This window comes from Pirellulaceae bacterium (assembly GCA_029243025.1).
Classification (GTDB): domain Bacteria; phylum Planctomycetota; class Planctomycetia; order Pirellulales; family Pirellulaceae.
Map to the genome: position 1 here is coordinate 64,231 of JAQWSU010000053.1, position 14,070 is coordinate 78,300.

9 protein-coding genes are annotated in these 14,070 nt (G+C 50.3%); 6 read left to right on the forward strand and 3 right to left on the reverse strand.

Going from position 1 to position 14,070, the window contains the following annotated elements:
- Positions 1-213 precede the first annotated feature (213 nt).
- Genes P8N76_25885 through P8N76_25895 form a run of 3 tightly spaced genes read left to right on the forward strand, consistent with a single transcriptional unit; the run spans position 214 to position 4,049 of the window.
- A complete protein-coding gene (locus tag P8N76_25885; protein ID MDG2385128.1) occupies positions 214-1,599 on the forward strand; it encodes a hypothetical protein in 1,386 nt (461 codons plus the stop codon).
- A 15-nt stretch (positions 1,600-1,614) separates the two neighbouring features.
- On the forward strand, positions 1,615-3,024 hold the full coding sequence (locus P8N76_25890; protein MDG2385129.1) for a glycosyltransferase: 1,410 nt from the start codon (positions 1,615-1,617) through the stop codon (positions 3,022-3,024).
- Positions 3,021-4,049, forward strand: a complete 1,029-nt coding sequence (locus tag P8N76_25895; protein MDG2385130.1) for a hypothetical protein — start codon at positions 3,021-3,023, stop codon at positions 4,047-4,049. The genes P8N76_25890 and P8N76_25895 overlap by 4 nt, the downstream gene beginning before the upstream one ends.
- Before the next feature lie 422 nt (positions 4,050-4,471).
- On the opposite strand, the gene P8N76_25900 is transcribed toward P8N76_25895, so the two are convergent.
- Together P8N76_25900 and P8N76_25905 are read right to left on the reverse strand one after the other, a co-directional pair.
- The gene (locus P8N76_25900; protein ID MDG2385131.1) at positions 4,472-4,915 is read right to left on the reverse strand and encodes a hypothetical protein; all 444 of its coding nucleotides are present in this window, start codon (positions 4,913-4,915) and stop codon (positions 4,472-4,474) included.
- Positions 4,916-4,925: 10 nt separating this feature from the next.
- The gene (locus tag P8N76_25905; GenBank protein ID MDG2385132.1) at positions 4,926-5,414 is read right to left on the reverse strand and encodes a 2,4'-dihydroxyacetophenone dioxygenase family protein; all 489 of its coding nucleotides are present in this window, start codon (positions 5,412-5,414) and stop codon (positions 4,926-4,928) included.
- 544 nt (positions 5,415-5,958) lie between these two features.
- Here P8N76_25905 and P8N76_25910 point away from each other — a divergent pair.
- From P8N76_25910 to P8N76_25920, 3 genes are all read left to right on the forward strand, one after another.
- Positions 5,959-9,183, forward strand: a complete 3,225-nt coding sequence (locus P8N76_25910; protein MDG2385133.1) for a DUF1553 domain-containing protein — start codon at positions 5,959-5,961, stop codon at positions 9,181-9,183.
- Positions 9,184-9,249: 66 nt separating this feature from the next.
- Positions 9,250-10,653, forward strand: a complete 1,404-nt coding sequence (locus P8N76_25915) for a DUF1501 domain-containing protein (protein MDG2385134.1) — start codon at positions 9,250-9,252, stop codon at positions 10,651-10,653.
- 298 nt (positions 10,654-10,951) lie between these two features.
- Positions 10,952-12,373: a sulfatase gene (locus P8N76_25920; GenBank protein MDG2385135.1), complete on the forward strand. Its 1,422-nt coding sequence runs from the start codon at positions 10,952-10,954 to the stop codon at positions 12,371-12,373.
- 62 nt (positions 12,374-12,435) lie between these two features.
- On the opposite strand, the gene P8N76_25925 is transcribed toward P8N76_25920, so the two are convergent.
- Complete coding sequence (locus tag P8N76_25925) at positions 12,436-13,821, reverse strand: Gfo/Idh/MocA family oxidoreductase (GenBank protein MDG2385136.1); 1,386 nt, start codon at positions 13,819-13,821, stop codon at positions 12,436-12,438.
- Between the last annotated feature and the right edge of the window lie 249 nt (positions 13,822-14,070).

The following is a 14,070-nucleotide window of genomic DNA, read 5'->3' on the forward strand; positions in this document are numbered from 1 at the left end:
GGAATCGCTGATTTAAGTGGGCCAACTTCCGTTAATTCATTTATTCCGAATAACTCGAATGCCAGATGAGAAATGGGGACATCCTGAAGTTAATGCTGTTTGTGTTTCGTAAACCGGAATTAGGTTAAGTAGATTGGTCTCAGTTTACTTATTGTTTGTGACTCTGTTTCGTAATGTCTGTTTCGTAATGTCTGTTTCGTAATGAATGTGCTTATGAAGTCGCACGACAGAAGATCTGTGAAAGGTTGGGTGCGCCTCTTCGTTGTGATGAGTGCTATCGGTCCCATTGCGTGGGTTTATCGATTGCTTTACACCTGCCTGGCCAAGCTGGCAGTCGCCGATCTCAAATGTAGGTCCGGTTTGATTGCGGTCTACCTCTGCCGTGGCCTTAGCAAAAATAAGTCGCTTGTGATTCCCGGGATAAGTGACATTGATTTCATTGTCGTCGTCAAGAACGGTGGGGAACACGCAGTTGTTGCCGATCGAATATTGCGAAAGTGGAATGCGCTGACCTTCGGTGTGATTGAATACTATCCAGCTGTGGTGATGACGGAGTGTGAATTTGAACGTATGTGGCACACCAATCTCGTTCGCAGGTTTCGCTTTTTAGAAGGCCAGTCTACCTGGACTTTGATGGCTGGTGCCGACGTTGTGAATCAACTGCCAGAATTAAACGAACTGAAGAAACGAGAGGCTTATTACGCGGAGTTGAATTACTGGTGGGTGCGATTTGTTGCAATGTGCTTTCACGACGAAGCCTTTTTGAATGAAAGGCTGTTGAGGAATTCTATTTGTTACAAGGCGGTAACCGAAGTTAGCAATTTGAAAAATGCACTTCAAACCGGAGAGCTTGTTCTACAGCGGGAAGATGCTTTTGAACGCGAGCAGGGTGATTTATTTGAACGATTGAAGAATCAGAAAGAGTCACGGTGTTTGACGCGAGATGACGACTTAGTGAAGGATACGCTCCAATTCATTATGGGGGCAATTTCAGATGTTTGGTCTGCTTTTTCGACGCAACCCTTCCTGACAACTCATGCCGACATTGTTCAAACTACAGCAGCCACCGAGAGTTGTCAGGCGAACAAGCAGGTGGAGGCGATGTTGGAGCATTTTCGACTTGGGTTCCACCGTAAATTCGTCGAGGCGGATTTGCATGTGGAAGTACTTCAAAGTCTTTGGTGGCAATCGAATGAATTGTTGGTGGTCGTTACGTTGCCGGCTGCATTTGAAATTGACGCGAAAATCATCACGGATTTGATTGAGGCTGCCAAGGTACAGACGTCGCGATTGCCACGATGTTTCCTCTATCTTCGAATGGGTGATGTGTTATTTCCGTTGACCCCCGAACTGCCAAAGGATTTTTACCGTGGCGTAATTACGGCGGCAACGATCCCGGATGTGATTTTGCGGTTGGGGGGGGAGGCGGTCTTTTGGACTGATTGGTCGGCATGTCTGATTAGCGGGCCGGAGGTGGAACGCCTCTGGCCTTCCCTAACTCATCAGAAAAGAAATCAGTTGAATCAAGTTAGTGAAATGGTGGCCACGGGAAGTATTTGTTATTCAACAGACTTGAGCGAATGCCAAGATGGCTTGTAGAGTCGATGTTTTGCTATGAATGTTCTATTTAATGTGATGTCAGGTCGAGGGCACACCCAAGCGGGGCTTCGGCTTGCGAATGCACTTCGCACGAAAGGTCATTACGTCACCTTTTTGTGTTGGCCTGACGCTGTTGAAGAATTTCGTGCACAAGGCTTTTCGACGGTGCTCTATGCTGAAAAGGTTTTTTCCGATTCGTTGTGCCATCGGGCGTCCACGAATGATTTAGTCGCGCCGATTCGATCGGGGGCTGTCAATGCTAGTAATCCGAAAGCGGGAGATCTGTTCGAAGCTTATTTGCATCACATCGTCAACGGTGAGTTCGACGCGCGAATAAAAACTAGTCAACCTGATGTATTTGTTTTCGATAGTTTTCTTTGGGCTAATGCACTGCGCGTTTTGTTTCTCGGTATCCCCGTTGTTGGCCTTTCCATTCCGATGGCATTCCGCCTGAACACGAAAGTCCCACCTGTGACCTCGGGGAGAACGGTTAGGGGAAACCCCCTGGATCGATTTTCGGTTTTGTTGGAGTGGATGTGGGTGGAAACAAAAAGTGTTTGGATTAATCGTTCTAGATCGCAGTTCGCAGGGACCTATCGGCACCCCTATCGTTTTCATCACCTAACTTACATTTACCGAGAAATTGCTAAACAATCAGGGATTGCCGCCAGAAGGAATCGCGACTTTGTTTTAACTGAATTCGGTCCGCGATTAGTGGTTCCGGAAATCGTTTGTGCCCCGCATGAGTTACAGTTTGAAGTGAAAGCGAAAGACTCTCGTGTTTTTTTCGGTGACTATGTTGACATGAACCGTTCAGAACCAGTTGGGCGAGTTGATGGTTTAGATCCGAAAAAGCCGTGGGTTTATTGTTCCCTGGGGACTGAGTCGAAAAACTATCCTTATTCGAAGCGTTTTTTTCGGGCGGTTGTCGAAGCAAGTCGTTTGAAATCAGATTGGCAATGGATTTTGTCCGTGCCGAATGGAGAATTAGAAAGCGATCTAGAGATTCCCAGGAATCTGGCTGTTTCTAACTGGTGGCCGCAGATCCATGTGCTGGGAAGAGCGGCCGTAATGGTGACTCACGGCGGGATTAATTCCATCTTGGAAGGGATCGAAAGTGAGGTTCCCATGGTGATCGTACCTGGGACTAGAGACCAGCCAGGCAATGCGGCCAGAGCGGAGGCTTGTGGGATTTCTCGACGCTTACCAATGAAGAATATTCGCCCAACCGAATTAATAAATGCCGTTCAACATTGTGTTGATTCATCGTCGATCAAAGATGCACTGACACGCATTCGTAATTCGATACGCAATGGAAATACTCTAGGTGAGGCGATAAATCTTATCGAATCGGTTGCTGCTGAATCGAAAAGATGTAGGGGTACTATCCGTCCAGCTAAACAGAATCACGCGTGTAGGAAATGACGATTCAAAAACTCGATAAGCTCACACTTTGGTTTCACGGGATTAAGCTGAATGTAAACAGTAACTGTCCTGAACTCTTAGAGTCTTTAAGGAGAGATTTTGAGTCGTTTTCTAAATCGAACCGTCCCGTTGAACAAACGATAAGCATTACGGCGCAGCATGGTCCGTTTGACCCCAAGCAAATACGGGGTTGGCCATTCTTACGACATCTCGGTGGAAAAGCATCTGGCTGGGGAAATGAGAGGTGGGTCGATTATGGAAATGCCCTGCTTTTTTACAATGCAGCCCAACGCTGCGGTCGAGTGGAGGCGGAAGATTCAAATCCGCTCTATCACTATACCTACTATCTGATCATCTCGACGCTCGGGGTCACGATGGATCAGATGGGGCTGCACCGCTTCCACTCGCTAGGCGTTTCCTATCACGGAACGTCAGCTTTATTCACGATGCCCATTTCAGGCGGTAAGTCAACACTTGCGATGGAACTGCTGGGAGACTTGGATGTCCTATTGATTTCAGAGGATACACCTTTAATTGATCTGAATTCAAAAGTGTTTCCTTTTGGAATTCGAATAAGCTTACGCGAAATCGATAAACTTTCTATCCCGGACGATCGGTTCAGAATCAAAAACGATCCCGTGTTCGGAAAGAAGTACTTGCTTGATATGAGTCATTTTGGAATGTCTCGCTGCATGCATCATGCAATGTCAACGCATTTCATATTTTGGGCTGAAAAAAGCAGTCTGGATGAACCCGAAATTGTCCCCGTGCCCAGTCGGAAGAGTTTGCCAGATTTACTGATTGCCATTGGAATGGGAAAGGATTGTCCACAGCGCGCGGAAATGGTGCTGCGACTGAATCCCGCGGGGATTCGAGAGATCGGAGTTACCCTATGTAAACGGCTTGCTTGCGCCATCAGTTTGTGGCGGCGCGTCAAATGTTACCGCTTTCTAATGACGAAAGATGTCGAAAAGAACGCTAGATTCCTCAAAGTATTTCTGGCTGAACATCGGACACATGATTAGGGCGAGTTGCTTGTGTCGCTGGCGATACAGTCGTTGTCAAGCCAGAAGATCAACTGGAATAAAATACTGTGCTCATTGATCCACCTGTCTTTTTGTAAATCGTAATTTGAGCGTGTCGTTGCAATGGATCCAGAATTTTTTTGTATCGGGTTTTACAAGACTGGAACAACCTCGCTGCAGGTTGCTTTGCAGAAACTTGGTTATCGGGTGCGGGGCCTTTTGGTATTCACAATCCCAGAATACATCTCGATGTTTTGCCATTGGCTCATTCGATCGTGTCCACACACGATGCGTTTCAGGATCATCCATGGCCCATCATTTTTCGAGAAATGGACCGGTCTTACCCCGGGGAGAAATTTATATTGACGGTCCGTGATGAGAAGGCTTGGATTCGTAGTGTCCTGAGTCACTTCGGTCATCAATCAACAGAATTGCGTCGTTGGGTCTACGGTAAGGGTTCCCCGAAAAGCAACGAGCAAATCTATCTTCGACGTTATCGGCAACACAACGCCGAAGTTCGTGAATACTTTCGTGAACGGAGAGACGACTTTCTGGAAATGAATTTTGGCAGAGGGCTGTCGGGTCGCTTTCTGCGGTGGCATGAAACCAGCTGAGACAATCTCAAGCATCGATTGCAGCAGATCAGCATTAGCCGCCAGCTTTTCGCCAGAAGTCAATCGAGCCAAATCGAGTTCGCCTTTGTTCTCTTGGGCGTTGTGGCACGCGTAGCAATTTTGTTGCAAGATCGGTTGGATCACGTTGGTGAAACGGTCGGGCTGAGCTTCGTCTGCTCCCAGAGCAGGAGGCAGCGATGGACACAGGCAAATGCTGATGAGAACGACCAGTGTCAATGCGGCTTGTCTCATGTGCGCCTCGTCAGCGTATGAATTGGGTGACATAGTCGTCGCCAAGACCTGTTTGTGAAAAATGACGGCGACACATTTCTATTTTGGTGTGGACATCATCATGTCCCACTGTATTGTCATCATCGTCAAAATAGATCAGTGCCCCAAAGATATGAAACAGCGTGATCATTTCATCCGCGTTGTCGACAACCAATGTATGGACTTCACCAGGAGGCTCGAATACATAGTCGCCCTCGCGAGCGGTCCAGTCGTGCTCGAGGTAACGCCAGGATCCCTTGATGACATATCCGTGCACTGGGGCTGGATGTCGGTGTCGACTGAGCACGCCCGTCCGTCGGACGCGTAGTAGGTTTACCCACGAACCTCCAGTCACATCGAGCAGCAACGGACGGAACCAGACGTTTTCCGCTTGCGGAACCCAAAGCCGTTCGTCTTCCGGAAGCGTCGGCGTGACTATATCTGAAATTGCATGCGATAAAGACAAGTTTGATTGTGCCATGAGAAATGGTTTGTCCTAATGGTGTGTAACACGGGCCGCCGCTGAATCCAGCTTCCGACGAGTAATGCCGTTCAAGTCTTCCCATAATACAACAACCGATGTTGTGGGGCGAATGTGCCGAGCCCATTGTTAAGGCCTGCGAATAGACTTTCGGGAAATCGTCACAGGCTGTCCCTATCCCCTGAGCGACTAGCACGTTTTCGGATCGACACTGTCAGCGGACGAAGTGCTTTCGATACGCTGGTAGGGTACAACTTATGGGTGAGCCAGGCTCGGTCATTGCCTGTTCTCGTGCCTCGACGTGAACAGAACGGGCACCGATCACAAATCGTAGATCGACTCATTCTGTGGTTATTTGGCTTTTCCATCGTGCAGGCTTCCGGGAAAAGAGTTCTCAAAGGATGTAAATTCGAATGGGGAAGCCGATTTGAGGGAATAGTATGACTCACGCTACGATGGATTTATACTGATTAGCAGTTGCAATGGTGCCAGATGGTGGACCGGGCCAGATAATGGCAGAGTTAATCCAAGTAAGAATCAAGGAATGTTGGTGATTCAAGGAAACTGCGTGGTGGTTAAATCGTTGAAAACACTGTTGGTCATGATGAGCGTAATGCTTGTTGGTAGCCCCAGTATTGCTGCGCCCGATGCTGTTGATTTTAACCGCGATATTCGCCCCATCCTTTCAAATTATTGCTTCAAATGTCATGGCTTTGACGAAGCAGCTCGAGTCCATGATTTAAGGTTGGACGATGCGAACACGGCCCTGGCGGAACTATCTTCCGGCGAACGTGCTATTGTGCCAGGTGATCTGGAAATGAGCGGACTCATTGATCGAGTGACGTCGGCGGATCCGGATTTTCGCATGCCCCCACCCGATACGAATCAGCAATTGAGCAATAGGCAGGTTAAGTTATTGCGCGATTGGATCGCCTCGGGGGCCAAGTACGAAAAACATTGGTCCTATGTGTCACCGAAGCGTATCGATCCCCCTTCCGTGAATCAGCAAGCTTGGCCTCGAAATGAAATCGATCAATTTGTGCTCGCTCGCTTGGAAAAGGCCGGCCTGCAACCAAGTCGCGAAGCAAGTCGACGGAAGCTTATTCGGCGACTCTATTTTGATCTGACAGGACTCGCGCCTGAAATCGAAGAGGTCAATGAGTTCCTGTCGGATGACAGTCCGTTGGCCTACCAGCGATTAGTCGACCGATTGCTGGAATCGCCCCATTACGGCGAACGAATGGCACAGAATTGGCTGGATTTGGCCCGTTATGCGGACACAACGGGCTACGCAGCCGACGCTCCACGTACCCAATGGTTGTATCGCGATTGGGTGATTAATGCCTTCAATGAGAACAAGCCATTTGATCAATTTACCATCGAACAAATTGCCGGCGATATGTTACCGAATGCGACGATCGACGATCGGATTGCCACAGGATTTTACCGCCAATCAACGCAAGCGTTAGGGAATAATCCACGCAAAGAAGAGTTTCGAATTAAGGGGATTGTCGATCGCTTGATGACAACTGGCCGTGTTTGGATGGGGATGACACTTGAATGTGCTGAATGCCACAATCACAAGTATGACCCGATCACGCAACGAGAATATTACCAACTGTTTGCAATTTTCAACAATGTTCCACACCTTGGCGAAACGTTTGGTGTTCATGGTCCTCGTTTGAAAGTCTTGCCGACGGAACATCAGCAACGACGTGTCGTGATTCGTTCAACCATTGATGAGTTAGCGGGAAACCTCAAACAAGGTGACACGAAACTCGTCGAGCGGCAACTGCGATGGGAACAGAACGCGAACCCGCAAATCGTACAGCCAGATCGATCGCCGCTGGGAATTTGGATTGCAGACAGGAAAATCGGGACTGGTCAATGGGAGGATTCGAGTCGGTTGGTGGGACAGGCCGAGACTGCTTTGCCTGATTGGTCGAGCCATGAGCCGTTCAAGAATGCAGCTGCGCTCAAGTTAGCCAATGGAAATCATGTGAGAGTGTCTGGTTGGAAACCAGACAAGAAACTTCGGGACCTGACTGTGTCGGCTTGGATTAAGACCGACGATGACGTAGCCGATATTGTGTCTAACTATGATTGGCGACCAGGGAAAAGATCTTTTGTCTTTGGTATCGGTGGAGAGGGTGAACCGAATGCTCCACCGGGTCGGCTGTTTGCCTGGAGTTCTGCGAAGACGGACCAGTTCAGCGGAATTGAAATCTATGGAAGTCAACGGGTTAACGATGGTCGCTGGCACCACGTGGCGTTAACCATGCACGCCGGCCGTGCTGCCCAATTATTTGTCGATGGTTTGCTCGACTCAGACGCGAAGTCGATCGGCAGCTGTCCCGATGCGATCGCGATTAGTCCACGAGACCTGGCGATTGGGGCAGGTTTCAACAGCAGTGATGACTCGGGTGCCTTTGCGTTGAAAGGCCAGTTGAGTCACGTGCAGATTTTTGATGCTGTGGTTGATCCGTACGCCACGATGGGAGGGTTTCTGCCTTCGATCAAAGCCGCACTGGAGCAGCCGAGGCAGAAGCGGACTTCCCAACAGGCAAAGGCAATCGCGGATTATTATCTTCGCATCGATCCGAAACGGAATCAGATTCTGAAACGGCTTGCTTCCTTGCGTGAAGAGGATCGGCAGTTGGATGCTGACGCGATCGAAGCTCAAGTCATGGAGGAAATGGCGACGCCTCGCGAAACTTATCTGCTTGTTCGAGGGGATTTTTCTAGGCAGGGTGAACAGGTGTATCCTGACGTACCAACTATTCTGCCGGCGTTAGGCGAAGGTCCCAAAGATCGATTGGCATTTGCCAAGTGGCTTGTTTCTGACGACCATCCACTCACTGCTCGAGTTACGGTGAATCGAATCTGGCAACAGTTCTTCGGTGATGGGTTAGTACGCACGGATGCGGATTTTGGTTATCAAGGTGAGTGGCCAACCCATCCGGGATTGCTCGATTGGCTTTCAACGGAGTTTGTAGAAAACGGATGGGATGGAAAAGAGCTCGTTCGATTAATCGTAATGTCATCCACCTATCGGCAAGATTCTTCGATTTCCAAACTGGCCTTTGAACGCGACCCCAAGAATCGATTGTTAGCACGGGCGGCCCGTTTTCGACTGCCGGCGGAACAAATTCGTGACGCGATGTTGTCGGCAGGGAACCTGCTCGACCGTCGGGTTGGAGGCCCAAGTGTTTTTCCCGTCCAGCCGGATGGACTGTATGGTGAACGGACCACCGCAGCGATGGGACCATTCGAAATTAATTGGGAGACAAGCGTTCCAAAAGATCGATATCGCCGAGGCATGTACATCTTTTGGAAGAGGACCATTTTGTACCCGTCACTGAAAGCCTTTGATGCACCTGCTCGCGATGTATGTCGTACTCGACGGTCAATCACAAATACGCCAATGCAGGCTTTGGTTTCCTTAAACGATCCCGTCTTTGTCGAAGGAGCGCGAGCACTGGCAGAGCGAGTCTTGAAAGATGCGCCGCAGAGTGATTTTGAGTCACAAATCGCGTTTGCCTTTCGAATTGTCCTAGGGCGCGATCCTGATTCGCAAGAAAAACTGCGGTTCCAAGAATTCTATCAACGTCGGAAAGAATATTTTTCAGAGAATCAGGCAGCGGCTGAAGCGCTCTTGAAAATAGGTGTCGCAGCCGGCGGCCGACTTGAATCGAACGCCAAATTGGCGGCTTGGACCTTGGTGGCTTCGACGATTCAAAATCTTGATGAAGCGATTACCCGAGAATGAACCGCGAGGTTGAGTGGCATGATTTTTCGGCTTATGTGTCTGGTTTGTTGGGAAGGATGAAAAAGGGTGGATCTGCGAGATAAATCCCTGGAAGCCATGACGCGCCGTGCGTTTTTTGGACGTGGTGCGACCGGCGTTGGAGTCGCTGCACTCGCGTCGCTGCTGAAGGCAAAAGAGTCTTCCGTAGAAGCTTCGGTGCACTTTCCACCGCGGGCGAAACGAGTGATCTATCTGTTCATGTCGGGGGGGCCATCGCATGTCGATACGTTTGATTACAAGCCACTGTTGCAAAAACGTGACGGCCAACCTATGCCCAAGGAGATCATCAAAAACCATCAGTTTGCGATGATCAAGTCGGATAAGCCACTCGTAAAAGGCTCGCCGTGGAAGTTCTCCCAGCACGGTCAATCCGGACAGTGGATTTCGGAACTCTTGCCGCACACGGCAACGGTTGCCGATCACTTAGCCATTGTGCGATCGATGTATACCGAGACTTTCAATCATGATCCGGCCGTCTCCATGATGACCTCAGGCGATGTCAGACCTGGAAGGCCTTCGTTGGGGGCCTGGCTCTCGTACGGAATTGGTAGTGAAGGTCAAGATCTCCCCTCCTTCGTCGTGCTGGCCTCCGGGACCGTTCTCCAGCCGCTTCTGGATTTTTATTGGGGCCCTGGTTTCTTGCCGACCCGCCATCAGGGAGTCCAGTTTCGGCGCTCCGGTGAACCGGTGCTGTATGTGACTAATCCGGCGGGAATCGATAGTGCGACCCGACGTGAACAGACCGATCTGCTCAACTGGATGAATGAACGCCGTTTTGACGCGGTGGGTGATCCCGAAATTCAAACCCGTATTGCGCAGTACGAAATGGCTTTCAAAATGCAGATGTCCGTTCCCGACCTGACTGATGTGACAACGGAGCCAAAATACATTCAGCAGATGTATGGCACGAAACCGGGAAAGAATGCCTTTTCAAATAATTGTTTGCTTGCCCGCCGACTGATTGAACGAGGCGTTCGTTTTGTCCAATTGTTCCATACGGGTTGGGATCAACATGGTAATCTCATCAAGGAACATCAGCGGCAATGCGGTGAAGTGGATCAGCCTATCGCCGCGTTGATTCGCGATCTTGACCAGCGCGGATTGCTCGACGAAACCTTGATCGTTTGTACGGGAGAATTTGGCCGCACTCCGATGGCGCAGGGTGGCGGTGATGGATTCGGTCGTGATCACCATCCGCACGGATTTACATCTTGGCTCGCAGGAGGAGGGATTTGTGGCGGTGTTTCTTATGGCCAGACCGATGAATTTGGCTATTTTGCTCAGGATCAAAGAACACACGTTCATGATTTAAACGCCACAATTCTGCACTGTCTGGGCGTTGATCACGAACAATTGACCTACCGATTCCAGGGACGCGATTTCCGGCTTACGGATGTTCATGGAAATGTCATCAAGCCGCTGCTGACCTAAACGGCACGCGCAGAGCAGGTAGATTCGTCAATGTTGTCGGTGTAGATTTCAGCCGGACGTTCAAGCCGCTGATGGCGCAGGTGGGAAAGGAAGCGAGTGGCTTGTCAGTGGATCCGAAAATTGTTGATGTTCTCCAGGCTGGGTTAGTATACTTGAGTTGCAACCCGTCACCGATGTCTCCAGGCTTACCGCCTTCAAATCGTTCCGGCTTTATTTTGTAATGAAAATATTCCGATCTGTAGTCTCGTTTCTGTTACTGTTCGGGAGTCATGGGGTTGTCTGTGACGCGGATCCTGTCATGCGACCGAACATCGTCTTTATTCTGATCGATGATTTGCGCTATGACGTCTTTAGCCACATGAATCATCCCTTCGTGGAGACTCCGCATATCGATGCCCTGGCAGCGGGGGGAATGCAGTTTGAAAATGCATTTGTAACGACATCCCTTTGTTCTCCTGCAAGAGCATCGTTCTTGACCGGTCGTTACATGCACAACCACAAGGTTGTTGATAATTCCGATCGGATGCCTGAGGGAACCGTGACGTTTCCTCAGCTCTTGCAACAAACTGGATATGAAACGGCCTTCATCGGTAAGTGGCATATGGGAGGGAGTAGCGATGCCATCCGACCCGGGTTTGATCATTGGGTCAGTTTTCGTGGACAAGGAAGCTATTTTCCTCGTGGACAAAAATTGAATGTCGATGGTCAATCGGTTCTGCAGCAAGCTTACATGACCGATGAATTGACCGATTATGCAACACGTTGGCTGATGCAGCGTGATACGGAAAAACCATTTTTACTCTATCTTTCACACAAGGGGGTGCACGGTTTGTACGATCCGGCTCCTCGCCATCTTGATCGCTACAAGAGTGAGTCTCACGTGCCTGCAACGGATCGCGCGGGTCAAAAAGGTGCGAACGAGTTGAAGCCGATGTGGGTGCGCGATCAGCGGAATAGTTGGCATGGTGTTGAGTTTCCCTATCACGGGCGTGCCAAACAGAGCCTTTCCGAAATGTATCGACATTATTGTGAGATGGTTTTGTCGATCGATGAAAGTGTGGGACGAGTTGCGACGGCACTTAGAAAGATGGGAGTCACCGACAATACGTTGATTCTTTTCACGAGTGACGGTGGGCATCTGTGGGGTGAGCATGGTTTGATCGACAAAAGGTGCGCCTACGAAGCGTCGATTCGGATTCCGTTTCTCGTCCAGTGGCCCAAGACGATCAAGCCTGCTTCACGCTGCTCCGCAGTTGTCATGAACATCGATGTCGCCCCCACGCTGCTGGATATTGCTGGAATTACGATCCCAGCTCAAATGGACGGGCATAGCTTTCGTGCATTGCTCTCGAATCCAAAACGTGCAGATGAATCGCAGCCTCTGCTCTATGAGTACTATTGGGAGCCGACGTTTCCGCAGACGCCGACGACCTTTGCGCTCCGTAATGATCGGTACAAACTGATTCAGTATCACGGTATCTGGGACACGGACGAACTCTACGATTTGCAAGCCGACCCACAGGAGACGACGAATCTGATTCTTGAAGCGGCGCAACAAAGTCGCGTTGCGGAGATGCGAAGAGAACTCCATGAGCGGCTTGCAGAAACAGAAGGGCTTGCAATTCCCCTCGGGCGGAAACGAAACGATGGCCGGAATTTGAGGAGTTCAACGCATTCAAAAAGATCTCCTTTTCCACCTCATATGATTTCTCCTCCGTGAGAAATGGGAAATCCTGCCGACAATCGATCGAATCCTGGAAGCGTCGAATCGGCTGAAATGGGTCAGACCCAAGTCGGTTCCCAACCCTTGCGGTAGGACTTGCTGATCCACTCTTGTGCTTGCGGATGGTTGGTGATTTTTAAAGCGTCGGCATCCCAGATCAGCTCTTGCTGGGGAAATCGAATCCCAATGGTTCCTAGTAAGACAGTTTCGGTGAGCGGTCCGGCATATTCAAACCCTGACGTGGTTTCGTCTTTGCCGAGACAGGCATCTGCCCATTGTGTGTAATGGTTGACTCCTGGAATCACTGGTAGTTGATCGGTAGGGAATTTTTCTTCTGGAAAAGCTCTCGGTGCGGCGACGTGTGGGATAACGAGGGAACCTTTCTCACCGACCAAAACAGAACCAGCCCCAGGTAACGCATACTCAGGCGGAAGGTCCCCTAACTTTTCTCGTGGCGGGGACACACCCACGGCGTCGTACCAGGTGACGGGCAGGCTCGCTCCAGCTGTGTATTGCGTGCCTGGAAATTCGTATTGCACCGTGGCGCGATCGGTCCAGGATTCTGGGTGCAGGGCTGGGGCTGCTACGGTCAGTCGCGTGGGCGAAGTTAGTTCGAGCGATTTGAAGACCGGATCCAAGATGTGACAGCCGAAATCGCCCAGTTGTCCCGTGCCGTAGGCTTGCCAGCCTCGCCAGTTGAACGGATGGTACGCGCTAGCCTTATAGGGTCGCTCGGGAGCGACGCCTTGCCAAAGATCCCAATGCACATGGGCCGGGATCGGATCGTTGCCTGATGGTCGGGGGCAATGACGTGGCCAGCTAGTTTGACCAGCCTGCCAAGAATGGACTTCTTTTACTTTTCCGATCAGCCCCTGGTGAATCCAATGGACCGCTGTCCGATAGGCGGAATGCGATTGGATTTGATTGCACATTTGAGTCACTCGTCGGAATTTTGTCGCCGCCTTTTGCATTTGTCGCGCTTCATGCACGCTATGCGTCAGCGGTTTTTGGCAAAACACGTGTTTCCCTAAATGCATCGCGGCCAAGGAAATGGGTGCGTGCATGAAGTCTGGAGTCGAAACTAGAATTCCTTGAAAATCTGGTGCCTGATCCAGAAGTCTTCGCCAGTCCGTATATTGTTTTGCCGATGGGTACTTTTCCGCTGCCCGACCAAGATGGTTGACGGAACTGTCAATATCACAAATCGCAATCACATCAACATCGGAACTCGCTGCAACACCATTCAAGTCGCTCCAGCCCTTGCCGCCCGTTCCGACGCTTGCGATTCCCAAACGACTGTTTGCCCCGTAAACCCGTGAGTATTGAAAAGCGTTCAAACTAATGGCTGTGCCGGCGAACGCGGCCGACTTCAGAAATGAGCGGCGACTGGCTCCTGTAAATCGCCTCTGTTTCCGTTGCGGTGAGATTGAAGGCGGGTGGATCATCCTTGTTAATCTCCTTTTGTGTGGACAGGATTCGGAAGCTCCGAGTGGCAATCGAATCGTTGATGCGATTACCAGCCGAGCGCTGTGTCAATTGGTGGCGATGCGTACTACGGTGCTAGTGCCTATTGTAGCGACTGTCGAACGCGATGGTGTAGATCGACAGCAGCAACGTATTTTGGACGCGGCAGGTCGCTTTCGGTGAGTGGACTCGACAACGTGGCTTGGCTGAAGGAAGTTTAAGTCAGATGG

Excerpts from the sequence above, each read along its gene's own strand:
- P8N76_25885 (MDG2385128.1), top strand. The coding sequence starts at position 214 with ATGAAGTCGCACGACAGAAGATCTGTGAAAGGTTGGGTGCGCCTCTTC.
- P8N76_25890 (MDG2385129.1), top strand. The coding sequence starts at position 1,615 with ATGAATGTTCTATTTAATGTGATGTCAGGTCGAGGGCACACCCAAGCG.
- P8N76_25895 (MDG2385130.1), top strand. The coding sequence starts at position 3,021 with ATGACGATTCAAAAACTCGATAAGCTCACACTTTGGTTTCACGGGATT.
- P8N76_25900 (MDG2385131.1), bottom strand. The coding sequence starts at position 4,915 with ATGAGACAAGCCGCATTGACACTGGTCGTTCTCATCAGCATTTGCCTG.
- P8N76_25905 (MDG2385132.1), bottom strand. The coding sequence starts at position 5,414 with ATGGCACAATCAAACTTGTCTTTATCGCATGCAATTTCAGATATAGTC.
- P8N76_25910 (MDG2385133.1), top strand. The coding sequence starts at position 5,959 with ATGTTGGTGATTCAAGGAAACTGCGTGGTGGTTAAATCGTTGAAAACA.
- P8N76_25920 (MDG2385135.1), top strand. The coding sequence starts at position 10,952 with ATGCGACCGAACATCGTCTTTATTCTGATCGATGATTTGCGCTATGAC.
- P8N76_25925 (MDG2385136.1), bottom strand. The coding sequence starts at position 13,821 with ATGATCCACCCGCCTTCAATCTCACCGCAACGGAAACAGAGGCGATTT.